Genomic DNA, 26122 nt, shown 5'->3' with positions numbered 1-26122 from the left:
GACGGACGGCCACTCCGCCGCGTACCTGAGGCCGGCCCGGAAGGGATTTCCGCGCGCCGCCGATCATCAACGACACATCAGACGGGAATTGAAGTGAAAGACGGTTCCAGCCGCCGCCGTGCCCGCCGCATCGCGATAGGTGCGGCGGTGGTGCTTGCGCTGGCCGGGATGAACGGACCCGCGCTCTACCGCTTCGGGTCGGACCAGTACCACGAGTACAAGATCAACAAGCCGGAGTACAAGGCCGAGAACGGCAAGTGGGACGTCGTCGAGTTCCCGGAGGAGTACCGGCTCAACACGATCCACGCCGCGCTCCTGCACACCGGCAAGATCCTGCTGATCGCCGGCTCGGGCAACAACCAGGACAACTTCGACGCGAAGAAGTTCGACACCCGCGTCTGGGACCCGGTCAAGAAGACGATCAAGAAGGTCCCGACGCCCGCCGACCTGTTCTGCACCGGCCACACGCAACTGCCCAACGGCAACCTGCTGATCGCGGGCGGCACCAAGCGGTACGAGAAGCTCAAGGGCGACACCACCAAGGCCGGCGGTCTGATGGTCGTCCACAACGAGAACCCGGACAAGCCGATCACCCTGCCCGCCGGCACCCGGTTCACGGGCAAGGAGGGCGGCAAGACGTTCGTGTCGAAGGACCCGATCGTCGTCGAGCGGGCCAAGAAGGTCTTCGACAAGGCGACCGGCGCGTTCCTGCGCAACGAACCGGGCCTGGGCCGGATCTACGTCGAGGCGCAGAAGAGCGGCGCCAAGTACGAGACGGGCACCCAGGACAACTACCGCGTGCAGGGCCTGTCCGGCACGGACGCGCGCAACACGTACGGCATCGCCGAGAAGCTCGCCCTCGACAAGAAGGACTTCCAGGGCATCAAGGACGCCTACGAGTTCGACCCGGTCGCCGAGAAGTACATCAAGGTCGACCCGATGAACGAGGCGCGCTGGTACCCGACGCTCACCACGCTGTCCGACGGCAAGATCCTCAGCCTCTCCGGCCTGGACGAGATCGGCCAGTTGGTGCCGGGCAAGAACGAGGTGTACGACCCGAAGACCAAGAAGTGGACGTACACCGACGGCATCAGGCAGTTCCCGACCTACCCGGCGATCTCCCTGATGCAGAACGGCAAGCTGTTCTACTCGGGCGCGAACGCCGGTTACGGACCCGACGACGTCGGCCGTGACCCGGGCGTCTGGGACCTGGAGACCAACAAGTTCAAGAAGCTCAAGGGCATGTCCGACCCGAAGCGCCTGGAGACCGCGGGCACGGTGCTGCTGCCGCCCGCGCAGGACGAGAAGTACATGGTGATCGGCGGCGGCGGGGTCGGCGAGTCCAAGCTGTCCAGCAGGAAGACCCGCATCATCGACCTGCTGGACGACGACCCGAAGTTCGTCGACGGCCCCGAGCTGGAGAAGGGCACGCGCTACCCGCAGTACTCGATCCTCCCGGACGACGACGTGCTGGTCTCGGGCGGCTCGGAGGACTACCGCGGGCGCGGCGCCACCAACATCCTCCAGGCCCGGATGTACGACTCGAAGACCAACAAGTTCAAGCGGGTCGCCGACCCGCTGGTGGGCCGCAACTACCACTCGGGCTCGATCCTGCTGCCCGACGGCCGGGTGATGTTCTTCGGCTCGGACTCGCTCTACGCCGACAAGGCCAACACCAAGCCGGGCAAGTTCGAGCAGCGCGTGGAGATCTACACGCCGCCGTACCTGTACCAGGGCTCGCGGCCGGCGCTCTCCGGCGGCCCGAAGACCATCGCGCGCGGCGGGTCGGCGACGTTCACCACGCAGCACTCCTCGTCGATCAAGTCGGCCCGGCTGATCCGGCCGAGCGCCTCGACGCACGTCACCGACGTCGACCAGCGGTCCATCGCGCTGGACTTCGAGAAGACGGAGGACGGCATCGAGGTGACCGTCCCGAAGGGCCGCAACCTCGTCGAGTCCGGCTGGTACATGCTGTTCGTGACGGACGGCCAGGGCACCCCGAGCAAGGCGCAGTGGGTGAAGGTTCCCTGACCCCCGACCGGTGATCATGCGACTGGGGCGTCCTCCGTGTCCGGAGGGCGCCCCAGTCGCATGATCACCGGTCGCACGACGACAGGTACTACTTGCTCGCCTTCGCCAGTTCCAGCGCGTACTCCGGCCACCACTGGCCCGCCTTCGGCCCGTCCTTGCAGGTGCCGTCGGACTCGCCGGGGCGCTTGACCCACACGTAGGCGTCGACGAGGTCGTCACCGGTGTTCGTGGTGGGCGACTCGCCCAGGGCGCGCCCGGGCGGGTTGCACCAGTTCTCCTCCGGATCGCCTTCCGTGTACGGCCCGTTGCCGTTGCGGCTGGTGTCGATCACGAACGGCTTGCCGCCGACCTTCGAGGACAGCTCCTTGCCGTACTCCGTGCTCTCGGGCGTCTTGTAGAAGTTGGACACGTTGACCGCGAAGCCCTCGGCGTTCTCGACGCCCGCCAGCTTCAGCGGCTCGGCGATGTCGTCGGGCTTGCCCCAGCCCGCGTTGCCCGCGTCCAGGTAGACCTTCGTGTTCTTCAGCGACGTGAGCTTCTCCACCGCGCCCCGCAGCAGGTCGTACCGCTCCTCGTGGAACTCCTCCGGGGTGCAGCCGTCCACCATGTGCAGGACGGCGTCCGGCTCCAGGATGACCGTGGTCGCCCGGTCGCCGATGCCCTTGGCGACCTGGTCGATGAAGGTCCGGTACGCGTTGCCGTCCGCGGCGCCGCCGCCGGAGAACTGGCCGCAGTCGCGGTGCGGGATGTTGTAGACGACGAGCAGCGCGTCCCGGTCGGCCTCGGCGGCGGCCTCGGTGAAGCCGCGCGCCTCCTGCTCGGCGTTCTCCGGGGTGAGCCACTGCCCGGTGGGCTGTTCCGCGATCCTGCGGATCAGTTCGGCGTCCTCGTCCTTGCCGTCCTTCACGTAGGTGGCGACCTGCTCCGCCGCGTTCCCGTCCGGGTTGACCCAGAACGGGTCCTTGTCCTTGGGCTGCTGGCTCACCCCGGCACCGGACTTGTCCTTCCCGCCGCCGTCGTCCGAGGACGAACACCCCGCGAGCAGCAGCACAGCTCCGGCCACCGCCACGGACGCCCTTGCCCCGGCCCCCCTGCTCCCGTACATCGAAAACTCCCCCTCGGGTGCGCCGTGCGAAGTACCAATCCTGACATACCCGCCGTGGCCCCACGAGCGCAGTCGGGCCTTGTCGGTCAGCTGTTACAGCGCCTTGTCGCCCGGCCCGGGCGGGACATGCGCGCGGGCTCCGGTCCGCCTGTCCCGCGGCGGGTGGACGCGCGTCACGACAGCGGCAAGCTGCGCCGATGACGCAGCGCTGTCGGCCCGGGACTTGGCGTCATTCAGACCCTAGGCCGGGGCGCTCATCCGTTCTAAAGTCGTCTCAGACGGCCCCGGCCCCAGGCTGTCGGCCCTCCGGACGCACCCGGACGGGCCGCTGAACCTCCCGTGCCGGTCGCCGGGTTACTCCCGCAGCCCGTGCGCGCACGGTCGAGGGCCGGCCCGGTCGACGGCTCTCAGGGGAGCGGGTCGTCGGCCGGGCCAGGTGCCGCCCGGGAACCACTACCCCGCGCTCCCGGGCACGCTTCCGGCCGCGCTCTTCCCCTCGCCGGCGACGGTTCCGCTGAGGTACGCGGAGACGACCACGTTCGCCGTGTAGGTGCGGCTGTGCCGGTCGAAGGAGCCACCGCACGTGATCAGCCGCAGCTCGGCGCGGCCCGACTGGCGGACCCCGTACGCCTTCCGGGCGTCGAAGCGGTCACGGGCGAAGACCTGGACGTCCTCGACGGTGAACTCGGCGACCGTGCCGTCGTCGCGCACCACCCGGACCGCCGCGCCCGGCCGCACCTCGCTCAGGTGGTAGAAGACCGCGGGCCGGGTGTCGGTGTCCACGTGCCCGACGAGCAGCGCGGTCCCGGCGGACCCGGGCCGCACCCCTCCCCCGTACCAGCCCACGGTCCCCGGCCGCTCGTACGGCGGCGGGTCGACCGCTCCCCGCGCGTCGAGGCCGCGGGTCACCACGGGCGCCTGCACGCGCAGCGCGGGGATGTCCACGCGCTGTGGCCGCGCACCCCTCAACGGTCTGACCGCGGGCGGCAGTTCGACGCCGAGGGGGCGGCCGACCGCCGCCACGTCACCCGTGGTCGGCGCGGATATGCCCTGGCGTACGTCGGTGACCTCGCGGCCCCACAGCCACAGCCCGAGCAGCAGCAGGGCCCAGGCGACCCCCATCAGGAGCCGGCCGCCGGAGGGGTGCGCATGGTCCGCCCGGTCCTCCCGGGGGTTTTCGTCCGGCATGGCCGCTCAGTCCGTACGGCCGCGGCCGCGCCGGACGCTGCGCACGGCCACGGCGACGGCGGCGACACCGGCGAGGACGAGCCCGACGACGGCGTGCCGGGTACCGGGCCCCTCCGAGCGGGCCTCGGCGGCGGTGAGCCGGGAGGTGCCTCCGCCTCCGGCGTGCACGGGGGCGACGGGGGACGCGGGCGCGCCGGACACGTCCTGCTGCTGCTTCTGCTGCGGCTTCTCCTGCTGCTTCTTCTCCTGCTGCTGTTTCTCGTGCTGCTGTTTCTGCTGCTCGTCGTGCTGCTTCTTGTCGTGCTGCTTCTTGTCGACGACGGTGACGGTGCCTCCGAACTCGTGCTCGGAGCCGTCGCAGGTGACCCTGACGCCGTACGAGCCGGGGTCCAGCGTCGAGCGGACACGGGTCTCGCCGGTCAGCGTGCCGGACTCCCCGGCGAGCCGCGCGTCGGCGACGAACGCCTCGGACGCCGCGGTCCCGGACCTCCCGTCGCAGCCCTGCACCCGCAGCCGGATGTCGCTGCCGGGAGCCGGGGCCCCCGAAGTCACCGAGACGGCTCCGTCGGCCGCGTACGCGAGGGATGCGGCGGACAGTGCGGCGGCGACCGCCGCTCCGGCACAGAGTGTGAGTCGCAGTGAACCCATCGTGAACCTCCAGACACCTGGAGCGTCCTCCCCCGGGCACGGGCACGCATCCGGGGAGGAGAACCACTGCTCCGTACGGGTGGCTCCGACACGCTCGGTTCAGACGCGTCCGGTTCAGATGCGCTCGGTTCAGATGCGCTCGACGAGGTCGGCGATGGAGTCGACAATCGTGGACGGGCGGTACGGGTACTTCTCGATCTCCGCCTGGGTGGTGAGGCCGGTGAGGACCAGGAAGGTCTGCATGCCGGCCTCCAGACCCGCCAGGACGTCCGTGTCCATGCGGTCGCCGATCATCGCGCTGGTCTCGGAGTGCGCGCCGATGGTGTTGAGTCCCGTACGCATCATCAGCGGGTTCGGCTTGCCCGCGAAGTACGGCTTCTTGCCGGTCGCCTTGGTGATCAGCGCGGCGACCGCGCCGGTGGCGGGCAGCGCCCCCTCGGCGGACGGGCCGGTCTCGTCGGGGTTCGTGGCGATGAAACGGGCGCCGTCGTTGATGAGGCGCACCGCCTTGGTCATGGCCTCGAAGGAGTACGTGCGGGTCTCGCCGAGGACCACGTAGTCGGGGTCGTGGTCGGTCAGCACGTACCCGATGTCGTGCAGCGCGGTGGTCAGGCCCGCCTCGCCGATCACGTACGCGGAGCCGTCGGGGCGCTGGTCGTCCAGGAACTGGGCGGTGGCGAGGGCGGACGTCCAGATGTTCTCGACGGGCACGTCCAGGCCCATCCGCCGCAGCCGGGCGTGCAGGTCGCGGGCCGTGTAGATGGAGTTGTTGGTGAGGACCAGGAAGGGCTTCCCGGACTCCCTGAGCTTCTTTATGAAGGCGTCGGCGCCGGGGATCGGCACGCCCTCGTGGATGAGCACGCCGTCCATGTCGGTGAGCCACGATTCGATGGGCTTGCGATCTGCCATGTGCCGTCTCCTGCCGTACGCGTGCGGAGTCCGCCGTGCGGGGTGTGTGCCGTGCGGGGGTGTGGAGGACGCCGTCACGGCTGTGTGCCGGCGTCACCGGACACAGCTGTGTGCCGACGCCCCCAGACTAGCCATCCGCTGGATCTTGGTGGAGAGGGGCGGGGAGGGGTGAGAAGGGGCGGGGAAAGGTGGGCGGGGTGAGGAGGAGGGACTCAGCGCCTGCCGCGGCCGCCGCGGCGGGCCAGGACCAGTGCGGTGGTCCCGGCGCCGAGGAGGAGCAGCGCGCCGGCCGCCGCGGCGAGGACGGCGCGGGGCGAGGACAGCCCCGTACCGGCCAGTTCCTCGGCGAACGGGAGCCTGTCCGGTACGCCGTCGGTGGCGCCCCGAGGGCTGCGTTCCCGGACGCCCGCGTCACGGCGCGGCTCACCGGACGCCTCTTTCTCCAGCCCCCCGCCCCCGCCGTCGCCCGCGCTCTCCCTCCCGTTCTCTCTCTCGCTCTCGCTCTCGCTCTCGATCCCGACGATCCGGAAGCGGTAGTCGTTGGACTGCCCCACCCAGGCGCCGTCGTCCTCCTGGCGCTGCACGACGGCCGCGTTCGCGACGACGTCGTTGGCCACCGCGTCCGAGGTGACGGCGAGCCGCACCTTGACGGAGAGGGTCTCCCCGGGCGCGACGGTGAACCCCGAGAAGCCATCACCTTCATCGTCGCCGTCGCCGTCGCCGTCGCCGTCACCTTCACCGAGGACACCGATGTGCTCGTCCTCGTCAGTCCGCTCGAAGGTGACGGGGCGGGGCCGCTCCCCGTCGTAGAACTCCAGCCGTGGCTGCTCCGCAGTGAGCGCCCGTCTGTCGTCCACCAGGACGACGACCGGGTGGATGTGGCGGCAGGTGGCATCGGTGGTGTTGGTGAGGTCGATGTACCAGGTCCGGTACCCGCCCCCGGCCTCATAGGCATCGGGCCCGCCGTGGATCCGGGTCCGAACCGGAAACTCCCGCTCCCCGGACACGGCACACCCCGGCAGCCCGGGCCGCCCGATTCCGTCAGCCACGGGGACGGCCTGCGCGACACGTTGCGCGGCCTGCGCCGCGGGCACGGCGGGCACGGCGGTGAGCGCGGCTGCGGCACTGACGGCAAGGGACACGGGCTTGCTCACTCGCATGAACACAGGACCCTGCCACGAGCCCACCCGCCCCCACCCCAGGCGCGCGGAGATGGGACTGTTCGGACGGCGGGGGTGCGCCCGGTCGGGTCAGGGCGGGAACGCATCCGGGGGGGGGGCCGAAGCCCCCAGGGGCGCGGGGAACCGCGCGACCAGCCCCCACACACCCACAGACGAACACCCGCAGCAGACAGCCCGCCCGGAGGCCGCCCAGGCCCGGGCCCAGGGCAAAGACCGAAGCCGGGGCCGGGGCTGGGGCTGGGGCGAAGACCGGGCCCGGGGCCAGGGCCCCTACCCCTGCGCCCGCCCGAACAACGGCGCCAACAACAACTGGGCCGCCCCCTCGGCCACCCCCCGCACCCCGCCGGAGGCCACCCGTACGGGCACCGGACTGCTCCCCCCTTCCCGCCGGGCCCGGGCGTCGAGCACGACACCGACCCCCCGCACGAACCGCTCGGGCTCGGCGGCGACCGTACGCCCACCGAGCAGGACCAGATCGATGTCGAGCAGCCCGACAAGGTTCGCGGCGCCCTCGCCGAGCACCCGGGCCGCCTCGTCGACGTCACCCCGGGCCACCGCCGCGAGGCACAGCGCCTCCACGCAGCCCCGGTTCCCGCACGGGCACGGCGGCCCGTCCAGCTGGATGACCTGGTGCCCGAACTCCCCCGCCCCGGTACGCGCCCCGTGGTGCACGGCCCCGCCGAGCACCAGCCCGGCCCCCAGCCCCGTACCGAGGTGCAGGTACGCGAAGGCGCCGGCCTCGCCACCGACCGCCAGCCCCAGCGCGGCGGCGTTCGTGTCCTTGTCCAGCACGACGGGCACGTCGAGCCTGCGCGCGAGCGCGTCCCGCAGCGGAAACCCGTCCCACTCGGGGAACCCGGTCACCCGGTGCAGCACGCCGTGCGTGTGGTCGAGCGGCCCCGGCATGGCGACACCGACACCCAGAACGGCGGACCCGGCGGACCCGGCGGATCCGGCAGCGACGGCGGACTCCCCCGCAAGGGATCCCCCCGCCTCCCGGCCCGGTCCATCGGACCCCGGGCCACTCACCAGCAACCCCTCGGTCACCGCCCGAACCTCCCGCACCACCACCCCCAGCACGGCTTCCGCCCCGGCACCCAGGTCCAGCCCCGCCCGCCGTTCCGCCACGACGGTGCCGGTGAGGTCCACCAGGACCGCGCGCAGTTCGTCCCGGTCGAGGTGGAGCCCCACCGCGTGGCCGGCCTCCGGCACCAGCCGCAGCGCGGTCCGCGGCTTGCCCCCGGTGGAGGCCCGCCGCCCCGCCTCGGTCACCAGGCCGTCCTCCCGCAGACGGGCGGTGATCTTGCTGACTGCCTGCGGAGTCAGCCCCGTACGCTCGGCGAGTTCGAGGCGGCTGATCCCCGCCCCGCCGGACCGCCGGAGCAGGTCGAGCAGCAGCGCCGCGTTGTGGCTGCGCAGCGCGAGCAGGTTCACCCCGCCGACCGCCCCCGTGACCAGCCCGCCGGCCGCCCCGCCGCCTCCGCCCCCGTTCGCCCCCGTGGCGTTCGTCCCAGCCACTTCGCACCCTCCTCGCCGCTCACCGCCGGCCGCACCACTCACCGTCCGCATCCGCTCTCCGAACCCCATTGTCCTCGGCGCTTGCACTTTGGCAACAGCGTTGTTTAAGTGGAGGGCATGACTGGCACAGGCTCTGACACCCCCCGCCGCGAAGGCCCTTTCCGCGTGGGCCTCGTCGGCTACGGCCTCGCGGGCTCCGTCTTCCACGCCCCACTGATCGCCGCGACCGAGGGCCTCACCCTCGACACCGTCGTCACGGCGAACCCGGACCGGCGACGGCAGGCGCGGGACGAGTTCCCGGACGTACGGTTCGCGACGGCCCCCGACGAGCTCTGGCAGCGCGCCGGCGAGCTGGACCTGATCGTCATCGCGTCCCCGAACAAGACGCACGTCCCGATCGCCCGGGCCGCCCTGGAGGCGGGCCTGCCGGTCGTCGTGGACAAGCCGATCGCGGGCACGGCGGCCGAGGCGCGCGAGCTCGCCGCCCTCGCCGAGGACCGCGGCCTGCTGCTCTCCGTCTTCCAGAACCGCCGCTGGGACAACGACTTCCTGACCCTCCAGAAGCTGATCGCCGAGGGCGGGCTCGGTGACGTGTACCGCTTCGAGTCCCGCTTCGAGCGCTGGCGCCCCGAACTGAAGGGCGGCTGGCGTGAGTCCGGCGACCCCGCGGAGATCGGAGGTCTGCTGTACGACCTCGGCAGCCACGTCGTGGACCAGGCGCTGGTCCTCTTCGGCCCGGCGGCCGCGGTGTACGCGGAGTCGGACGTCCGGCGCACGGGCGCGGCGGCCGACGACGACACGTTCATCGCGATCACGCACGAGAACGGCGTCCGCTCTCACCTCTACGCCTCCGCGACGACGGCCCAGCTCGGCCCGCGCTTCCGCGCGCTGGGCTCGAAGGCCGGTTACGTGAAGTACGGCCTCGACCCCCAGGAGGCCACCCTGCGCGACGGCGGACGTCCGGTGCCGGGCGGCGAGAAGGAATGGGGCGTGGAGCCGGAGGAGCTGTGGGGCCGGACCGGCTCGGGCGAGTCCCCTCTCACCGGCGGCGGCACCCCGGTCCCGACCGTGCCGGGCGCGTACCCGGCGTACTACGCGGCCGTGGCCGACGCGCTGCGCGGTACCGGCGAGAACCCGGTGACCGCGCTGGAGGCGGCCGCCGCCCTGGACGTCCTGGAGGCCGCGCACCGCTCGGCCCACGAGAAGGTGACGGTGACCCTGTGAGTACTCCCGACGCACCGACCATCGCCGAACTGGAGGAGCAGGAGCGCCGCTTGACGCTCCCCCGCTTCACCCACGCCGACGCGTGGAGCCTCGGCACGCTCCTCGTCGAACTGGCCCGCGACCGCGACGCGCCCGTCGCCGTCGACATCCGCCGCGGGGGCCAGCAGCTCTTCCACGCCGCGCTCCCCGGCTCGACCCAGGACAACGACGCCTGGATCGACCGCAAACGCCGGGTCGTCGAACGCTACGCCGCCTCGTCGCTCCTGGTGGGCACCCGTTTCCGCGCCAAGAACATCACGTTCGAGGAGTCGTCCCGCCTGGACCCGAACACGTACGCGGCCCACGGCGGAGCCTTCCCGATCACGGTCGAGGGGGTGGGCGTGATCGGCACGGTGGTGGTCTCGGGCCTCCCCCAACTGGAGGACCACGCCCTGGTGGTGGAGGCCCTGACCCACTTCAAGGACCTCTAGCCCAAGGGCTTTTGTCCTCAAGGGCTTTTGTCCTCAAGGGCCTTTGTCTCAAGGGGTGGCGGGGGCCTGGTCCGCGCGGGTCCTGAAGCATTCCTTCGGGCCGCCCGCCGCGGGACTGAAGCACGCCCGCATCGACGTGCCGGGGCTCACCACGCTCATGAGGGTGTGGACGTAGGTGTCCGCCTCGTCGCGGCTGGTGACCCGCGCACCGTGGCGGGAGCCGCCCCGGCCCTCGCCCTCCACCCGGGTCTCGACGCGGTCGCCCACGACCGCGCCCCACATCCGGGCCCAGGCCGCCCCGCACTCCAGGCTGTAGCGGATCTGGATCCAGGCACCCGTGGTGGTCTCGTGCTCGGCGAGCGTCAGGGGCTCGGCGCCGCATTTCATCACGACCGGGTCCTTGTCCTGACAGGCGGTGTGCCAACAGAACGGCCCGGTGGCCGCAGTGGGTGTGGACGTGGGCGTGGGGGACGGTGCGGCCTCCTCGCGGTGCGAGGGGGGAAGGTTGACGAGCACGAGCGTTCCCAGCACCACGGCACAGACCGACGCGAGGGCGGTGAGGACGGTCGCGCGCCGATGCCCGATCGCGCGGGCACCGACCCGGGTACGAGTACGGGTACGGATGGGGGCGGCGGGGCCGACGCCCCCCGGGGCGGTCCCGCCCGGGTCGGCGTCATCAGGGTCGGCGTCGTCCGGGACCGCCCCGCCCGCGCCGGCGTCGGACGGAGCCGTGGTCCGGTCCGGGACCGGCGCGTCCGCCGGGGTGCCGGCGCCCCGGCGGACCGGAGTCTCCCGCGTCGGCCCGCTCTCCTCCGTCCGGTGGGTCCGGGCGATGTCCAGGAGCGCCAGCGGGTGGTCGGCGGATTCGCCGGCGAGACGGCACAGCTCTTTGACCGCGCTGCGCGGTGGCAGGCTCTTGCCGTTGAGATAACGCTCCCAGGACGACTTGCTGAAGGTGGTCGCGTTCGCGAGCTGCGCCAGGCTCAGGCCGGTGAGCCGCCTCAACCGCTGGAGCACGACGGCAAGTCGCGCACCCGGCACCGAGGGCACGCCCTGTGTCATCCGCGCAGCGCCTTCCAGGAGCGCGGCCCCAGCATTCCGTCGGCGACCAGGCCCGCGCGTCGCTGGAACGTCTTGACGGCCCGCAGCGTCAACGGGCCGAACATGCCGTCGATCCCGCCGGGTGAGATGCCCGCCCGGCGCAGCAGACACTGCGCCTCCGCGACGTCGGCACCGGTGGCGCCGTAGACGATCTCGGTGTTCCGGCCGTTGTTGACGCCGGCCGACCAGCGGCCGTCGGCGCGGGTGAGGTGACAGGTGTAGGAGGGCGGCGAGACCTCGGCGGTGGAAGGCGTGGCGGCGACGGTCGCCGGACTGACGTCCTCGTCGAGGCGCAGCACGAGCAGCAGCGTCGCCAGGAGGGCCACGGCCAGGGCGCCGACGCCTGCCGTGAGGGCGATGTGCGGGAAACGGCCGGGGGCCGCCGGTCCGGCGGCGTCGGACGGCCCCATGAGCACGACCGGTCCGTCCGACGGCATCGCGGCCGGTGGCGCCGCGCCCGACGACGTCTCGCCCGACGACGTCACGGAGGCCGATGACGTCACAGGAGTCAACGACGTCGCGGAAGCCGATGACGTCGCGGAAGTCGGCGACGTCACAGGAGCCGGTGACGTCACAGGAGCCGGTGACGTCGCGGACTGCGGCAAGGTCGCGGACTGCGGCCGCACGACGGACCTGCCGCGGCGGCTGTCCCAGGTGGCGGCGGCGACCTCGTGCAGCGCGAGCAGGGGGACGGGATCGGCGCCGGCGATCCGGGCCAGCGCCTCCACCGCCTCCCGGGGCGGCAGCGACGTGCCTCCCAGATACCGCTCCCACGACTTGGCGCTGTAACCGGTCTTCGCCGCGAGGTGTCGCATCGTCAGCTCGCCGTGATCCTTCAGCTGACGTAACCGCTCCACCAACTGCCGTGCACAAGGATCGAGTTCGGCGGGCAGCACCTTGTGGCGCGGCATGTTTCTCCCATTGCGGTCATCAGCGTGAACAGCGGCCCCCTCCGCTGCTGCGCATTCTGCATGAGCCCGCCACATCTGTCACAGGTGTCCCACACAGCCGTCCCTCGGGACGCTGTCGTCGCAGCTCAGCGGGGTGGTCGTCCCGAGCAGCCGCCACCTGTTCCGCAGCCGTGGCCGTGACGCCCGGGCACCCTGCACCTTTGGTCTCGCCACCTGCTCCCCGCCGGCCGGGGACAGGTGCGGATCCCACGACCGAAAGAGGAAAGCATGCGACCGAACGCTCTGGGCAGGACCATCGTCGGCCTCATCGCCGTTGCCGGCATCGCCGCCGGCAGTGTGGCGACCGCGGGCACCAGCTTCGCGGCGACCGCGACCACCGCGCACACGGCGGCGGTCGCACAGCCCGCCGCCGCGGCCGCGACGCAGAACTTCGGTCTGACCACGGCCGAGGCCAAGAACGTGCAGGACTTCCTCGCGTACCACTGGGGCTACACGGGCAGCATCGACGGTCAGCTCGGCACCAACAGCTGGAAGGCCTTCCAGCGCTGCCTCGCGACCTACTGGGGCTACACGGGCGACATCGACGGCGACCCCGGCCCCAACACCATCAAGGCGCTGCAGCGCCTGCTGAAGGACGACTACGGCTACACGGGCGCCATCGACGGCGTCGCCGGCGCGGGCACCAAGGCGGCGTTCAAGCGCTTCGCCGCCTGACCGTCCGTCCGAACCGCCCACCCGGGCCACCCACCCGGGCCGACTCGGCTGACCGGTCCGTCGGGGGGCTGACCGGGCCGACTGGCCCGACCGTCGGGTGGCCGTCGGGTGGCCGTTGAGTGACCGACCCCGGTCCGTCCTTGAGGAATGAGGACGGACCGGGGTCGTGCGTTCCCCGGCAGCTCTCCCAGTCCCTCGCACCACGGCCCGTCACCCGACGAAGCGCCCCGCACCGGCCCACCGCACGACGAAGCGCCGGGCAACGCCCCACCGACAGAAGGAGAACCTCGCCACCATGGGAAGACTCGCATTCCCCGTACGCGCCGAAGAGGACGAAAGCCCGCGACGTCGGGACACGCACCGCACCGGGGCGGGGTGGCGTACGCGCATCGGGACCTTCGCCGCCACCGCGGCCATGGTCTCGGCCGGCATCGTGCTCGGTGCCCAGCCGGCCGCGGCGGCACCGGCCCCGATCAAACTGACCTCCGCGTCCTGCCCCGCCGAGATCGTGCAGGGCCAGACGAGCGGTTGCGTCACGGAGCTGCAGAACCTGCTCAACGCGCACGGCGCCGGCCTGATGGTGGACGGCCAGTTCGGGGCGGGCACGCTCTACGCGGTCCGTGAGTACCAGGCCGCCACCGCCATCGCCGTGGACGGCCGGGTGGGCTCCGCGACCAAGAGCAAGCTGTACGCGACCGGCGGCTCGGCGCCCGCCCCGGTCAACCTGAACTCCGCCTCCTGCCCCGCGAACATCGTCCAGGGCGCCAAGGGCGGATGCGTCACCGAGCTCCAGCGGCTGCTGCGCCACCAGGGCTACGCCGTCGACGTGGACGGTGACTTCGGCGCCGGGACGGCGAGTGCCGTCCGCTCCTTCCAGTCCTCCCGCAGCCTCACGGCCGACGGCCAGGTCGGCGCGGCCACCAAGCGGGCGCTGTACGACACCGACGAGTCACCGTCGACGGGCCTGGACCTGAGGTCGTCGTCCTGCCCGGAGAACATCGTGGAGGGGCAGAGCGGCGGTTGCGTCGCCACGCTGCAGTCCCTGCTGAACGGCAAGGGCCAGAGCCTGGACGTCGACGCCAGCTTCGGCCCGGCGACCCTGGCGGCCGTGAAGGCGTTCCAGTCCGCGAGCGGCCTGACCGCCGACGGCGCGGTCGGCCCGAACACCAAGACCGCCCTGTACGCGAACATCGGCGGTGGCGGCGGCAACGGCGCACCCGCGCCGGTCAACCTGAACTCCGCCTCCTGCCCGAACGAGATCGCGCAGGGGCAACGCAGCGGCTGCGTGACGGAGTTGCAGAGCCTGCTCAACCACCACGGCGCCGATCTCGCCGTCGACGGCGACTTCGGCGCGCTCACCGACAGCGCCGTCAGGGACTTCCAGGCCGAGAAGGGCCTGTCGGTCGACGGCCACGCGGGACCGAACACCAAGGCGGCGCTGTACGGCGCGGTCACCCCGCCGTCGTCGCCCCCGCCCGGCGGCGGCTACAGCAAGATCCTCGACGTGGCCGAGGCCGAGGTCGGCACGGCCGAGGGCAGCGCCCGCGCGAACAGTTACGGCTCGGCCGTGGGTCTTTCGCTCTCCACCAGCAACTACGCCTGGTGCGCCACCTTCACGAGCTGGGTCGCCAAGCAGACCGGGGCCAGCTCCTACCGCAACTCCTACGTCTCGGGCTGGGTCAAGCAGGCGCGGGCCGGCAACTACCACCTGTCGGTGACGACCAGCCCGCAGCCGGGCGACATCGTGGCCTACGACTGGGACGGCGGAAGCGACTTCACCGGCGGCAACGAGCACATAGGCATCGTGCGCACGATCTCCGGAACGTCCTTCACGGCGGTGGAGGGCAACACGGGCAACCCCAACGGCAGCAACGACGGCGTCTACATCAGATCCCGGGCCACGAACAGCAACTACGACGTGGTCTTCATCAGAGTCCGCTGACCACTCGCCCCCAGGGGGCGCGGCTCCTCAGAGACACGGCCCCTCGGGGCGCGGCTCCTGGGGAACGCGGCTCCTGGGGGCGCGGGGAACGGCGCAGTCCTTTAGCTTTCAGGAGCGCGGGGAACGACGCAATCCTTTAGCTTCCAGGGGCGCGGGGAACGACGCAATCCTTTAGCTTCCAGGGGCGCGGGGAACTGCGCGACCAGCCACGACACCCCCGCACCCGACAACGCACCCCAGCCCCCGGCGCCCCCTCACCCCTCCCAGTGGAACGCCTACGCCGAGCCGAAAACCTGCCGCTGCCGCCCCAACCCCTCGACCTCCAGCTCCACGACATCCCCCGCCCGCAAGAACGGCTTGGGCTCGGCCATCCCCATGGCCACCCCCGCCGGCGTCCCGGTATTGATGACATCCCCGGGATAGAGCGTCATGAACTGACTCACGTACCGCACGACCTCGGCGACGGAGAAAATCTGGTCGGCGGTACTGCCGTCCTGCCGCAGCTCCCCGTTCACCCACAGCTTCAGACCGAGCGCCTGCGGATCGGCCATCTCGTCCGCCGTCACCAGCCACGGCCCCAGCGGGTTGAACGTCTCGCAGTTCTTCCCCTTGTCCCAGGTCCCCCCACGCTCGATCTGGAACTCCCGCTCGGACACGTCGTGCGCCACCGCGTACCCGGCGACATGCGCGAGCGCCTCCTCGCGCGAGGCGAGGTACCGCGCCGTACGCCCGATGACGACCGCCAGCTCGACCTCCCAGTCGGTCTTCACCGAGCCGCGCGGCACGAGCACCGTGTCGTGCGGCCCGACCACGGTGTCCGCGGCCTTGAAGAAGATCACCGGCTCGGCGGGTGGCTCGGCCCCGGTCTCCTTGGCGTGGTCGTGGTAGTTGAGGCCGATGCAGACGACCTTGCCGATCCGGGCGACGGGCGGCCCGACCCGCAGCCCGTCCGCGTCGAGGGCGGGCAGTTCCCCGGCCTCGGCGGCGGTACGGATCCGGCCGAGCGCCTCGTCGTCGGCGAGCAGCGCCCCGTCGATGTCCGGCACGACGCCGGACAGGTCCCGCAGCACACCCTCGGCATCGAGCAGCGCGGGACGCTCGGCCCCGGCCGTACCGACTCGCAGCAGCTTCATGAGCTCCATCTCCTCTGATCGCGGGCGGCCCGACCGACGGGTGCAGCCATCGGAGGACTGGTCGATCCTCCAAGGCGGACGTCCAGTCCGCAATACCCGGTTCACGTACTGGACCGTCACTCCGCGCCTCAGCACCTCCGCGCCTCAGCCCAGCGCGGCGGCGGTGACAGGCGCTCCCCCCGGCATGTCCCGGTACAGCGCCGCCCGCTCGACCGCGCTCCACGTCGTACTGGTCACGACGTACAGCGCGGCGGCCAGCGGCACGAAGGCCACCGTGAGCAGGGTGAAGAAGGACATCAGCGGCATGACCTTGGTGACGGCCCCGAGCCCCGGCACCTGCTGCGGCCCGCTCTGGAACCCACTCCCCTCAGCCACGCCGTTCCCCGTCCCGGCGGCCATCGCCCGCTTCGTACGCCGGTAGTTGAAGGTCGCGACGACGGCGACGATCACGAACAACCCGGCGTACACCAGCCCCTGCGCCCCGAGGACCCCGCCGTCGCCCAGTGCGTCCGCCCACCGCTCCCCCAGCGGCGCCGCGAAGAGCTGGTGGGCGAGCAGGGAGTTCGCCCCGTCGCCGATCCGGGCGTTGGAGAACAGGTGGTAGAGGAGGAAGAAGGCCGGCAGCTGGAAGAGGCTCGGCAGGCATCCGGACAGCGGGGACACCTTCTCCGCGGCGTGCAGCTCCAGTACGGCCTTCTGGAGCTTCTCGGGGTTCTTCCCGTGCTTCCTGCGCAGTTCCGCGATCTTCGGCTGCAGTGCGGCCCGCGCCCGCTGACCCCGCGCCGAGGCACGCGACAGGGGATGCACGAGGAGCCGTACGAACGCGGTGAACAGGACGATCGCGGCGGCCGTGGCCGAGCCGTGGAAGAGCGGTTCGAGCAGTCCGGCCAGCCCTTCCACGAGACTGGCGAAAGCGGACATGAAGTCAGAGAAAACAGACACGGTTGAGCCCTCCGAGGGTCTCGTCGTACCGAAGCGAGAAGACGTACGCCGGCACGACGACCACGAGAGGGGCACCACGAAAGGCAGAGGGGAAGCAGGAAGAAGAAGCAACCGCTGCGCTACCGAGCGAGGACCCCTACGCGGCCGTCGGGAGGGACGGACCCGGGGCCCGGGGACGCCTGCGCCCCCGCGCGTCGGGATCGCGCTGCGGCAGGAACGCCGTGCGCCGCGCACGGTCACGCAGGGCCGTACGGACCCGGGTACGCGGCACGGCGGGCGCGAGCCGTGAGGCGATCAGGGAGCAGGCGGCGAGCGCGGACCCGGCCGCGGCGGTCGCCGCGAACGTCACGGCGACGGCACCGGAGAGGCTGCCCGTGTCGAGGAGCGCCACCTGCAGGACGAGGACGAGCAGCAGGACGGCGGGCTTCAGCTGCGCCCAGCTCCGTGTCATACGGCTGCCCTCCTCCCTGTTCGCATCCACTCCACGACCTCATGCCGTTATACAGGAAGGGCCGTACGGATCCGAGTGCGCGCATGAGGCGCCGCCTGCGACGCCTGCGCCGATCTCACCCCTGGCCTGCACCTACCTGACCTCTGTCGGCCGTCGGCAGTACGGTGTCATCCATGCGCCCCGACACGTCTGCCGAGTACGTCGACCACAACGCCGAAGCAGCACGCCTGGAGCGGACAGCCGGCCTGTATCCCGAGGACGCCGAACACCTGCTCGTGCAGGCCGCGGCCCACCTCGAACTGGCCGACGACCGCCCGCGAGCCACCTCTCTCTACGACCGCCTGCTCTCTAGCGCGATCCCGCTGGAGAACCCCTTCCTCGTCCGGGCCCTCAAGGCGGCCAACCTCTGGGAGTACGGCCACGAGGCGGAGGCCAGGGCAATCATCGAGGGCGTCCGCGCGGCGGCACCGCGCGACCCGGCCCCCTGGGTGATCGTCGCCGAGTCCCTGGAGTCCCACGACGAGCTGGAAGCGGCGCAGGAGACGTTCACGGAGGCGGCGGTCCACCTCCTGACGGACGTCGCCGAGCCCCCGTACGCCACCCGCCCGGTCCTCTTCGGCCGCCACCGCGTACGCCGCATGCTGGGCCTGCCCCACGACGAGTGGGACGGCCGCGCGGACACCCTCCACTCCTCGCCGGTCTCCCTGGACGAGCTGCACGACCCCAAGCGCGTGTGGTCGCTGGGCTCCGACAACCCGGCGGAACTGGAGGCGGAGATCTCCCGCCTGCGCGCCGAACTGGGCACGTACCGCGAGGCGCTGTCCCGCCCGTTCCCGGTGGCGGTCCTGCACTGGCCGGCCCCGGAACTGACCGAACTCCTGACGGCGTACCCGTCCCTGTCCACGGAGTACCCGTCCCACGAGGAACACCTGGCGACGATAGAGGCCTCGCTACGGGAACTGTCGGCATCCGGCACCCCGAACCTGGGCATCGTGACGGGCACGGTCCCCTCCTACGAGGCGTTCGCGGCCTCGGAGAACTCCTCCCCGTCCGACGCGTCCCTGCTCCCCCAGTACGCGACGACACTGGCGGCGCGGGGCAGGGCGGTGGCGTGGCCGCCGGAGCGGGTGGCGGCTTGCTGGTGCGGGTCGGGGCGGGCATATGGGGAGTGCCACGGCAGCGATGCCTGAGGGCTGTCCCCCATCGCCCAGCATGCACAGAGACGATCACCTTGGTGCAACACCCTCGATTGTCAGCGGCTACTTGTCAGCGGCTGCTGTTAAAACTGCTATCGGAACAGAGCCGTAGCAACACGTGCAATCGAGGGAGCATCGGGTGGCAGAGTCGGGGGGACTGGCGCAACCGGTCGCGGGTGTGTACGAGCAACTCATCACTCAGAGCTTGCACGGCCAGATAGAGCAGCTCGAAGCTTCGGGCTGGAAAGCCATCCACAAGGAAGTGAGTGCGGAATCGTCCCCGCACGTGCTTGCCCGCCACATCGCTGAGACTGTCGCACGCAGGCTGAGTCAACTGCCCCACGACAAACAGGTCGCTGCCGCGAACCAGATCTTGGCGTCACTCGCTGAGAGCGCACCGGACCCAACCGAGGCCGTCGGCTCCATCGTCGAAGGCCCACGGCAGCTTCTGACCCTCGCAGAACAAGAAGCCCCCGGCGTCTACGCAATCCGCCCCCTCACACCTCTGTCCGAGACATCTCTCATCACCAACGCCTCGGATGACCCCAGCTTGGGTGCAGAGCTACGTGCCGAGTTGGCCACCGCGGACCGCGTTGACCTGCTTTGTGCGTTCGTGAAGTGGTACGGCATCCGCGTGCTGGAAGACTCGTTGCGCGCCGCGAAGGAGCGGGGCGTGCCGATCCGTGTCATCACGACGACCTACATCGGTGCCACCGATCGGCTTGCGCTCGACCGCCTCGTCCGTGACTTCGGTGCCGAGGTGAAGGTCAATTACGAGATCCGGTCCACGCGGCTCCACGCGAAGGCATGGTTGTTCCGACGCAACAGCGGCTTCGACACCGCGTACGTCGGCAGCTCGAATTTGTCCAAAGCTGCGCTACTCGACGGCTTGGAATGGAACGTACGCCTGTCGTCGGTAGCGACGCCCGCGGTCATCAACAAGTTCGAAGCGACTTTCGACGCGTACTGGAACGACATCGCCTTCGAGTCCTACGATCCCGACGATGACGGAGAGCGACTTGATCGAGCTTTGGCCCAAGCAGGTGGCACCGGTTCCGCCTCCGACTTGAAGATCAACCTCTCCGGACTCGAAGTACGTGCCTTCCCGCACCAGCAGGACATGTTGGAACGCCTCACCATCGAGCGCGAGCTCCGCGACCGACACCGCAACCTCCTCGTCGCAGCCACCGGTACAGGTAAAACAGTGATGGCGGCCCTGGACTACCGGGATCTGAGCAAAAAGCTTGACACCGGAAAGCCACGGCTGCTGTTCGTCGCCCACCGTAAGGAAATCCTGCGGCAGTCGCTGCGTACGTACCGCGAGGTACTAGACGACGCCTCTTTTGGAGAGTTGCTGCATAGCGGCCAGGAACCGAGAGACTGGAACCATGTCTTTGCCAGTGTCCAATCACTGAGGATTGAGCGACTAGAACGGCTCGCCCCCGACCACTTCGACGTCATCGTCATCGATGAGTTCCACCACGCCACGGCTGCGACGTACCGTCGAATCCTTGACCACTTCAAGCCGAAGGAACTGCTCGGCCTCACCGCCACACCCGAGCGGATGGACGGGCAAAACGTCCAGGATGAGTTCTTTGAGGGCCGCATCGCAGCAGAGATGCGGCTGTGGGAAGCGCTTGAGAACGACTTGCTGTGTCCCTTCCACTATTTCGGCATCCCGGACGGCACAGACCTGACCTCTCTCGGGTGGCAGAAGGGTACATACGCGGAACGGGAGCTCGGCAACCTCTACACGGGCCATCACGCCCGTGCCCGCATCGTGGTCAAGCAAGTTCAGGACAAGATTCCGACCCCAGGAGCTATGCGAGCCTTGGGCTTCTGCGTGACCAAGGCTCACGCTCACTTCATGGCTGACTATTTCCGTACGGCAGGGCTCCAGGCTGTAGCGCTCGACAGTGACTCGCCCGCTGAAGTACGTGCACAGGCGCTGGCTGACCTACGTGATGGCAAGCTGCAGGTGATCTTCTCGGTCGACTTGTTCAACGAAGGGCTCGACATTCCGGACGTCGACACCCTTCTGCTTCTGCGCCCTACGAGCAGTGCCACGGTCTTCCTCCAGCAGTTGGGCCGGGGACTACGCCGCACGCAGACGAAACCAGTACTCACCGTTCTGGACTTCATTGGCCAGCACCGAGCGGAGTTCCGCTTCGAGGAACAGTTCCGGGCTCTGACGAACCTCACGCGGAACCGACTCGTAGACCACATCGAGCGAGACTTCCCCCAACTCCCCTCTGGGTGCCAGATCATCCTGGAAGGAAAGTCCAAGGACCTCGTCCTCGATAACATCCGTACGCAACTGGGCGCCACGATCAAAACGTTGGCAATCGAGGCGAAGGCATACAACACACCGCGGCTTGCGGACTATCTCCGCGAAAGCCGCCGGGAGATCAAGGAACTCTACAAGAGCGACAACTCCTGGACGACTGTCCTGCGCAGGGCCGACCTCATCAAAGGCTCCGCGCCAGCAGGGGAGGCGGCACTCCTCAAGCGCGTGCACGCGTTCCTGCACGTCGACGACCCCGAACGCGCCGGCGCCTACCTCCGCCTACTCGCGGACGACGCTCCTACATACGAATCTTTGTCTCCCACCGACCAGACGTATGCCCACATGCTCTTCTTCAATCTGTGGGACAACGCCGGAGGTTTCACCAGCTTCCAGCAAGGCCTTGAATCACTGCGCTCCCAACACGTGTTCCGCGATGAACTCCGGCAGGTATTGACCTACGTCATCGACCGCTCGGACCACCTCCCGATCCCCCTCTCGGGCCCACACCGCCACGTGCCCCTGAAGGTCCACAGCAGCTACAACCGTTCCGAAATCCTGGCCGCTCTCGGCGTGGCCCGTTTGGGCGGACAGTTGCCCAGGTCCTTCGCCCAGGGCGTCCAATGGGTCGACGACCTCCAGACCGATGCCCTGTTGATCACGCTGGACAAGAACGAAAAGGACTTCTCCCCCACGATCCGCTACAAGGACTACGCACAAAGCCCCACTCTCTTGCACTGGGAATCACAGAACGCGACCGCAGAGAACTCACCGACCGGCCTGCGCTACCAGCGACACACACAGCAAGGCAGCCACGTCCTGCTGTTCATGCGCCGCTATAAGAACAACGACATCGGCAAATCCCAGCCCTGGATGCTCCTGGGCCCGGCATCGTACGTGGAGCACACGGGCAGCAAGCCGATGGCCATCACCTGGCGCCTCGATCATGAGCTTCCGGCGGACGTGTGGACGTACTCGGCTATCGCAGCGGGGTGATGCCTTCGATCTGTGACATAGCGCCACGATCAAGACAGATTTGGCCACGTCCCTAATAAAATTGAACAGTGTCAGTGCCATCTGGTCAGATAGTCCTACTAGTGACGCTAGAGGACTGGGGTGGCCAAGTGACCAACGCAAGGGACCTGATCGGGCGCATAGGTAAGGTGCAACCTGCTCAGCGGACTACAGGCCAATCGCTGCATCGTCCGCTCCTGCTCCTATGGGCCATCGCCCAGGCCGTACATGGGCACCCACGCGAACAGCCTTGGTCGGTGGTCAAACATGCTGTGGGCCCACTACTCAGCGAGTTCGCCGGAGCAACCAACGGTCACCAAGCTGTGCTGTACCCGTTCTGGGCCCTGCAGCGAAACGCATTGTGGGAGGTGGCAGAGTCCGCTGACCTTCCCCTAACAAGTCAGGGGCGACGCCCGACACTGTCCGCCTTGGATGACGTGAACCCTCTTGCCGGGTTGCCAAAGCAGGATTACGACCGTCTGGCCGAAGACCTTGAATTTGCAGCGTGGGTCGTGGGAAACCTCGTCGTGCGGTTCTTCGACCCCATACCTGCACGGCTGCTGGAAGTTCTACACCTTGAAGAGTTGACGGTCGGACCGATTGCGTCCTATTTGCGCCCTCTTCCTGGAGAGCAGTACCAGCATCGCGGCGCCGTCGCCGACGTCTATGGCGGGAATCGCGTACTTGGGATCACCCCCCTCGCAGATGGCCTCCTCACCGTTTATTCGGATGACAAAGGTCCGTACGCTGACCAAAGAATCCCAGGGATGGACTGGATCGCCTACACCGGCGACGGCCTATCTGGGCACCAGACTCTGTCCTCAGGCAATCGCGCAATGGCGAAATATCAGGAACGACGGAAGGCCCTACGGTACTGGCATAAGCCGCACCGCGGGCGCTGGACGTTCGAGACCTGGACCGTCATCGTCCAACGCCGCCGACGTTGGGGCTGCGGACAAGACGGCCTGCAGCGACGCGAGTTCGTTTGGATACTGGCGCCTGTCCCTTCGCCGATATCAGACACCTGGCCCCGGGAAGTCATCGAGGCTCTGAACCAGGATGACGGGCAGCTCCATGACGACTCCATCGACGTCATTCCCGCAGAGGTGGCCCTGCCCCCGAAGTCGGAGCGAATAAGCGCCCGGCAGAGATACGAGCAGCTCACCGCAGCCGCTCATCGGACGGCATCCGGTCGAACCCGCAGCTCAAAGCTGGTCCAGATGGAACGCTACTTGCGCTCGCCCGCTGCCCGGGAAGCCGTGATACTCCGCAGTAATGGCCACTGTGAAAACCCTTCCTGCATGGGACATCCCCTCGATCGCACGGACTCTGGCGCACCGCTCCTGGAAGTCGACCACGTCAACGGCCTAGCACGTACTGGGCAAGACGTCCCCGAACTCATGATCGCTCTTTGCCCGAACTGCCATGCCCTAAAAACACGAGGCAGAGAACGGAGCGCTCTACAGAGGGATCTGTTGGTAGTAGCTCGCGCCCGCCACCAGGACTTCCTGGAGAGGCAATAATTCGGCATGCGATACCTTCCCCCATTCGAAGTCGGCACCGCCCTTAGAGGTTGTCCCGTAACTGCTGGTCAGAGATGAGACAATCTTGCCGTGGCTGGTGTGATCACGGCGTCAGAGCCCTCGTGGATAGCTCCGTTCACCGGGCTGAGCCCGCGGCAGTTCAACAAGCTGATCACCGCGTTGCGGCGTGAGGGGGCCGATCCGGTCCGCAAGGGCCGGCCGTGGTCGCTTCCGTTGGAGGACCGGGTGCTGCTGGTGGCCGCGTACTGGCGCACCAACCTCACCCTGCGCCAACTCGCCCCGCTGTTCGGCATCTCCAAGTCCGCGGCCGACCGCATCGTCGACCACCTCTCACCGGCTCTCGCCCTCCAGCCCCGACGGCGGTTCCGCAAGGACACCGTGCTCATCGTGGACGGCACGCTGGTCCCCACCCGCGACCGGGCCGTGGCCGCCTCCAGCAAGAACTACCGCTACTCCACCAACCATCAGGTCGTCATCGACGCCGACTCCCGCCTGGTCGTGGCCGTCGGCCGGCCGCTGCCCGGCAACCGCAACGACTGCCGGGCCTGGGAGGACTCCGGGGCGAAGACCGCCGTCGGCACCACCCCCACAGTGATCGCTGACGGCGGCTACCGCGGCACCGGCCTGACCATCCCGCACTACCGCAGGCACAAGGAGGAAGAACTGCCCGCCTGGAAGGAAGAGCACAACGCCTCCCACCGCAAGGTCCGCGCCCGCGTCGAGCACACCTTCGCCCACATGAAGAACTGGAAGATCCTGCGAGACTGCCGCCTCAGAGGTCACGGCGTCCACCACGCCATGCTCGGCATCGCCCGCCTGCACAACCTCACCCTCACCGGATGACGAGCAAACAAGCAGGTCAACCAGCATGTCCCGGGAGATTTACGGGACACCATCTAGCGCGCCCGCTGATGACCAGTCCGGGCCGACAGTTCCGTACTCAGTTCGCACCAGGTCACTTTGACGTCGGCGCGTAGCTGGACACCCCACAAGTCGGCGAGGTGATTAATCAGCGCCATGCCACGCCCCGCTTCGGAGTCCGGGGCTGCGGCGAGAAGGGTAGGAAGAGCTCGCGTGTCAGGGTCGTGGACTTCGATGCGTAGGCGCATGCCGTTCATTGAGACCGCGAGTTTCGTTGGGGTACCTACGCCGACATGTCTGATGACGTTGGATACGAGCTCGCTGACACAGAGTTGGGCCGTGTCGGTAACGCCGTGCAAGCCCCACAGCTCTAGGTGAGACCGAAGGGCGCGACGAAGCCCTGCGACTTCCTCGGGCTCAGTCACGAACAGCAGGTCCCAGGGCTTCCTCAGCAAACCGGCAGTGCAGTCCATCGTTCAACTCCTGTGACGTAACTTCGCGTTGCGATGTGCAGTCAACTACACACACAGAGTTGCATTGGAACTCTCAAAATGGAACTCTCATCCCCTGCCTGCAGGAGCGCAGCCCGTTCCGCGCGCCCCCGGCGCGTGCCGCCTTGCCGTCACGGTCGACCAACCTTGACGATCTGGCAGATCAACATGAAGGGTCTTGAACATGGCAGTCGGACCTACCACTCGTAGGCGCCAGTTGGGCGCCGACCTGCGTCGTCTCCGCGAACTCAAAGGCCTGACACTTGAGGAAGCGGGCGCACGCGTCGGCATCTCGAAGGCGACTCTGAGTCGCTACGAGACCAAGGAGGGGTCGGTCAAGTGGCCGGCCGTAGATGCCCTTTGCCGCGAGTACTCAGTTTCAGATGAAGAGCGTCTGGCCCTCGTCGATCTGGCGAAGGACGCCAAGATCCAGGGCTGGTGGCGGTCGCTGGCTGACCCCATCCCCGAGTCGATGAATCTCATGCTCACACTTGAGGACGAGGTGGCTCGCGAGGACCACTACGCCTGCATGTACGTCCCGGGGCTTCTTCAGACCCGCGCCTATGCCGAAGCCGTGCATCGAGCCTCCGAGATGCGGTGCACCGAGCGGGAGGTACAGCACATGGTGGACATCCGCATGAAGCGGCAGGAACTCCTACAGCGCGCAGAGCCACCACATATCTGGTGCGTCATCGATGAGGCTGCGATCCGGCGCAGCGTGGGTGGGCAGACGGTGATGCGCGAACAGTTGCGGCACCTTCTCGCCACGACGGAACTCCCCCACGTGACCATCCAGGTCCTACCGTTCTCAACCGGTGCCCACGCGGCAGCGGTGGGCAGCTTCGTCGTTCTGGGAGGCCAGACTCCCGAACTGGACGTGGTGTATGTGGACACCCTCGGCGGCGGGCTGTTCATGGAGAAGCCCAAGGAACTGGAGCGCTATAGGTTGGCGTTCCAGTACCTTCGCGCGCAGGCCCTCGACCTCGAGGCATCCATGGCGCTGATTCAACGTATGAGCGAGGAGTCCTGATGGACATACGGCCCGAGTCCCGCTGGTTCAAGTCCTCGTACAGCGGCGGAAGCGGCACCGAGTGCGTCGAGTGCAACCACGTGGCCGACCGCTTGCGCGTACGTGACTCAAAGCGTGTCGACGGTCCTGTTGTGGCCGTCCGCATCCAGACTTGGCGGGCGTTCGTACGGGCGCTGTAAGACTGTGGTCTGGTAGGAGCGTGCGGCCGCAACGGCGAGAAGGCAACGCGCGAAT

The 26122-nt window shown here is 69.1% G+C and carries 22 protein-coding genes and 1 pseudogene; 11 read left to right on the top strand and 12 right to left on the bottom strand.

The window, feature by feature from the left end:
• The first annotated feature begins 93 nt into the window (after positions 1 to 93).
• Positions 94 to 2031 carry a kelch motif-containing protein gene (locus QFZ75_RS24305; protein ID WP_307540101.1) on the top strand — a complete coding sequence of 646 codons (1938 nt, stop codon included), beginning with the start codon at positions 94 to 96 and terminating at the stop codon, positions 2029 to 2031.
• Between the two features lie 88 nt (positions 2032 to 2119).
• On the opposite strand, the gene QFZ75_RS24300 is transcribed toward QFZ75_RS24305, so the two are convergent.
• From QFZ75_RS24300 to QFZ75_RS24275, 6 genes are all read right to left on the bottom strand, one after another.
• Complete coding sequence (locus QFZ75_RS24300) at positions 2120 to 3136, bottom strand: glycoside hydrolase family 6 protein (protein WP_307540099.1); 1017 nt, start codon at positions 3134 to 3136, stop codon at positions 2120 to 2122.
• A 453-nt stretch (positions 3137 to 3589) separates the two neighbouring features.
• Positions 3590 to 4324 carry a class F sortase gene (locus tag QFZ75_RS24295; RefSeq protein WP_307540097.1) on the bottom strand — a complete coding sequence of 245 codons (735 nt, stop codon included), beginning with the start codon at positions 4322 to 4324 and terminating at the stop codon, positions 3590 to 3592.
• 6 nt (positions 4325 to 4330) lie between these two features.
• Positions 4331 to 4972 (bottom strand): hypothetical protein, encoded by a 642-nt coding sequence (locus QFZ75_RS24290; protein WP_307540095.1) that lies wholly within the window; start codon positions 4970 to 4972, stop codon positions 4331 to 4333.
• 129 nt (positions 4973 to 5101) lie between these two features.
• A complete protein-coding gene (locus QFZ75_RS24285; protein ID WP_307540093.1) occupies positions 5102 to 5881 on the bottom strand; it encodes an HAD-IIA family hydrolase in 780 nt (259 codons plus the stop codon).
• A 212-nt stretch (positions 5882 to 6093) separates the two neighbouring features.
• Positions 6094 to 7041, bottom strand: a complete 948-nt coding sequence (locus QFZ75_RS24280; protein ID WP_307540091.1) for a hypothetical protein — start codon at positions 7039 to 7041, stop codon at positions 6094 to 6096.
• Positions 7042 to 7332: 291 nt separating this feature from the next.
• Positions 7333 to 8631 carry an ROK family protein gene (locus QFZ75_RS24275; protein WP_373465934.1) on the bottom strand — a complete coding sequence of 433 codons (1299 nt, stop codon included), beginning with the start codon at positions 8629 to 8631 and terminating at the stop codon, positions 7333 to 7335.
• A 66-nt stretch (positions 8632 to 8697) separates the two neighbouring features.
• Between QFZ75_RS24275 and QFZ75_RS24270 the strand changes: the two genes are divergently transcribed.
• On the top strand, positions 8698 to 9804 hold the full coding sequence (locus QFZ75_RS24270) for a Gfo/Idh/MocA family oxidoreductase (RefSeq protein ID WP_307540090.1): 1107 nt from the start codon (positions 8698 to 8700) through the stop codon (positions 9802 to 9804).
• Positions 9801 to 10274, top strand: a complete 474-nt coding sequence (locus tag QFZ75_RS24265; protein WP_307540088.1) for a heme-degrading domain-containing protein — start codon at positions 9801 to 9803, stop codon at positions 10272 to 10274. Before QFZ75_RS24270 ends, QFZ75_RS24265 begins: the two co-directional genes overlap by 4 nt.
• Positions 10275 to 10322: 48 nt before the next feature.
• Here the strand turns inward: QFZ75_RS24265 and QFZ75_RS24260 are convergent, their stop codons facing one another.
• Positions 10323 to 11336, bottom strand: coding sequence for a DUF2690 domain-containing protein (locus QFZ75_RS24260; RefSeq protein WP_307540087.1), 1014 nt, complete (start codon positions 11334 to 11336; stop codon positions 10323 to 10325).
• Complete coding sequence (locus QFZ75_RS24255; RefSeq protein ID WP_307540086.1) at positions 11333 to 12286, bottom strand: peptidoglycan-binding protein; 954 nt, start codon at positions 12284 to 12286, stop codon at positions 11333 to 11335. Before QFZ75_RS24255 ends, QFZ75_RS24260 begins: the two co-directional genes overlap by 4 nt.
• A gap of 267 nt (positions 12287 to 12553) precedes the next feature.
• On the opposite strand from QFZ75_RS24255, the gene QFZ75_RS24250 reads away from it, so the two are divergent.
• Positions 12554 to 13000 (top strand): peptidoglycan-binding protein, encoded by a 447-nt coding sequence (locus QFZ75_RS24250; RefSeq protein WP_307540085.1) that lies wholly within the window; start codon positions 12554 to 12556, stop codon positions 12998 to 13000.
• Between the two features lie 295 nt (positions 13001 to 13295).
• Positions 13296 to 14942: a peptidoglycan-binding protein gene (locus tag QFZ75_RS24245; RefSeq protein WP_307540082.1), complete on the top strand. Its 1647-nt coding sequence runs from the start codon at positions 13296 to 13298 to the stop codon at positions 14940 to 14942.
• 275 nt (positions 14943 to 15217) lie between these two features.
• Here QFZ75_RS24245 and QFZ75_RS24240 read toward each other — a convergent pair whose 3' ends face one another.
• The 3 genes from QFZ75_RS24240 to QFZ75_RS24230 form a co-directional block, all read right to left on the bottom strand.
• The gene (locus QFZ75_RS24240) at positions 15218 to 16075 is read right to left on the bottom strand and encodes a fumarylacetoacetate hydrolase family protein (RefSeq protein WP_307540080.1); all 858 of its coding nucleotides are present in this window, start codon (positions 16073 to 16075) and stop codon (positions 15218 to 15220) included.
• A 144-nt stretch (positions 16076 to 16219) separates the two neighbouring features.
• Positions 16220 to 16996 carry a YidC/Oxa1 family membrane protein insertase gene (locus QFZ75_RS24235; protein ID WP_307540078.1) on the bottom strand — a complete coding sequence of 259 codons (777 nt, stop codon included), beginning with the start codon at positions 16994 to 16996 and terminating at the stop codon, positions 16220 to 16222.
• Between the two features lie 157 nt (positions 16997 to 17153).
• Entirely contained in the window at positions 17154 to 17468 is a 315-nt protein-coding gene (locus QFZ75_RS24230; RefSeq protein WP_307540076.1) for a DUF6412 domain-containing protein, read from the bottom strand.
• Between the two features lie 173 nt (positions 17469 to 17641).
• Here QFZ75_RS24230 and QFZ75_RS24225 point away from each other — a divergent pair, with 173 nt between their 5' ends.
• The 4 genes from QFZ75_RS24225 (at position 17642) to QFZ75_RS24210 (ending at position 24349) form a co-directional block, all read left to right on the top strand.
• Positions 17642 to 18658: an SEC-C domain-containing protein gene (locus tag QFZ75_RS24225; protein WP_307540074.1), complete on the top strand. Its 1017-nt coding sequence runs from the start codon at positions 17642 to 17644 to the stop codon at positions 18656 to 18658.
• 145 nt (positions 18659 to 18803) lie between these two features.
• On the top strand, positions 18804 to 21944 hold the full coding sequence (locus QFZ75_RS24220; protein ID WP_307540073.1) for a DUF3427 domain-containing protein: 3141 nt from the start codon (positions 18804 to 18806) through the stop codon (positions 21942 to 21944).
• A 446-nt stretch (positions 21945 to 22390) separates the two neighbouring features.
• Complete coding sequence (locus QFZ75_RS24215; RefSeq protein ID WP_307540072.1) at positions 22391 to 23485, top strand: HNH endonuclease signature motif containing protein; 1095 nt, start codon at positions 22391 to 22393, stop codon at positions 23483 to 23485.
• A gap of 90 nt (positions 23486 to 23575) precedes the next feature.
• Positions 23576 to 24349, top strand: coding sequence for a transposase (locus tag QFZ75_RS24210; protein ID WP_307540070.1), 774 nt, complete (start codon positions 23576 to 23578; stop codon positions 24347 to 24349).
• Between the two features lie 68 nt (positions 24350 to 24417).
• Here the strand turns inward: QFZ75_RS24210 and QFZ75_RS24205 are convergent.
• Positions 24418 to 24840: pseudogene (locus QFZ75_RS24205) on the bottom strand (ATP-binding protein); the annotation flags it as partial.
• A gap of 202 nt (positions 24841 to 25042) precedes the next feature.
• Here QFZ75_RS24205 and QFZ75_RS24200 point away from each other — a divergent pair.
• Together QFZ75_RS24200 and QFZ75_RS24195 are read left to right on the top strand one after the other, a co-directional pair.
• A complete protein-coding gene (locus QFZ75_RS24200; RefSeq protein WP_307540067.1) occupies positions 25043 to 25888 on the top strand; it encodes a helix-turn-helix transcriptional regulator in 846 nt (281 codons plus the stop codon).
• Entirely contained in the window at positions 25888 to 26067 is a 180-nt protein-coding gene (locus QFZ75_RS24195; RefSeq protein ID WP_307540065.1) for a DUF397 domain-containing protein, read from the top strand. The genes QFZ75_RS24200 and QFZ75_RS24195 overlap by 1 nt, the downstream gene beginning before the upstream one ends.
• The last annotated feature ends 55 nt before the right edge of the window (positions 26068 to 26122 follow it).

The sequence above is a fragment of the Streptomyces sp. V3I8 genome, assembly GCF_030817535.1.
Classification (GTDB): Bacteria; Actinomycetota; Actinomycetes; order Streptomycetales; family Streptomycetaceae; genus Streptomyces.
This window is presented reverse-complemented; position numbering and strand designations above follow the sequence as displayed.

Bases quoted from the DNA above. Each gene is read 5' to 3' on its own strand.
- QFZ75_RS24280 (WP_307540091.1), bottom strand. From the start codon at position 7,041: ATGCGAGTGAGCAAGCCCGTGTCCCTTGCCGTCAGTGCCGCAGCCGCG.
- QFZ75_RS24195 (WP_307540065.1), top strand. From the start codon at position 25,888: ATGGACATACGGCCCGAGTCCCGCTGGTTCAAGTCCTCGTACAGCGGC.
- QFZ75_RS24240 (WP_307540080.1), bottom strand. From the start codon at position 16,075: ATGAAGCTGCTGCGAGTCGGTACGGCCGGGGCCGAGCGTCCCGCGCTG.
- QFZ75_RS24250 (WP_307540085.1), top strand. From the start codon at position 12,554: ATGCGACCGAACGCTCTGGGCAGGACCATCGTCGGCCTCATCGCCGTT.
- QFZ75_RS24255 (WP_307540086.1), bottom strand. From the start codon at position 12,286: ATGCCGCGCCACAAGGTGCTGCCCGCCGAACTCGATCCTTGTGCACGG.
- QFZ75_RS24200 (WP_307540067.1), top strand. From the start codon at position 25,043: ATGGCAGTCGGACCTACCACTCGTAGGCGCCAGTTGGGCGCCGACCTG.
- QFZ75_RS24295 (WP_307540097.1), bottom strand. From the start codon at position 4,324: ATGCCGGACGAAAACCCCCGGGAGGACCGGGCGGACCATGCGCACCCC.
- QFZ75_RS24275 (WP_373465934.1), bottom strand. From the start codon at position 8,631: ATGCGGACGGTGAGTGGTGCGGCCGGCGGTGAGCGGCGAGGAGGGTGC.
- QFZ75_RS24245 (WP_307540082.1), top strand. From the start codon at position 13,296: ATGGGAAGACTCGCATTCCCCGTACGCGCCGAAGAGGACGAAAGCCCG.
- QFZ75_RS24225 (WP_307540074.1), top strand. From the start codon at position 17,642: ATGCGCCCCGACACGTCTGCCGAGTACGTCGACCACAACGCCGAAGCA.
- QFZ75_RS24235 (WP_307540078.1), bottom strand. From the start codon at position 16,996: ATGTCCGCTTTCGCCAGTCTCGTGGAAGGGCTGGCCGGACTGCTCGAA.
- QFZ75_RS24260 (WP_307540087.1), bottom strand. From the start codon at position 11,336: ATGACACAGGGCGTGCCCTCGGTGCCGGGTGCGCGACTTGCCGTCGTG.
- QFZ75_RS24270 (WP_307540090.1), top strand. From the start codon at position 8,698: ATGACTGGCACAGGCTCTGACACCCCCCGCCGCGAAGGCCCTTTCCGC.
- QFZ75_RS24230 (WP_307540076.1), bottom strand. From the start codon at position 17,468: ATGACACGGAGCTGGGCGCAGCTGAAGCCCGCCGTCCTGCTGCTCGTC.
- QFZ75_RS24285 (WP_307540093.1), bottom strand. From the start codon at position 5,881: ATGGCAGATCGCAAGCCCATCGAATCGTGGCTCACCGACATGGACGGC.
- QFZ75_RS24300 (WP_307540099.1), bottom strand. From the start codon at position 3,136: ATGTACGGGAGCAGGGGGGCCGGGGCAAGGGCGTCCGTGGCGGTGGCC.
- QFZ75_RS24290 (WP_307540095.1), bottom strand. From the start codon at position 4,972: ATGGGTTCACTGCGACTCACACTCTGTGCCGGAGCGGCGGTCGCCGCC.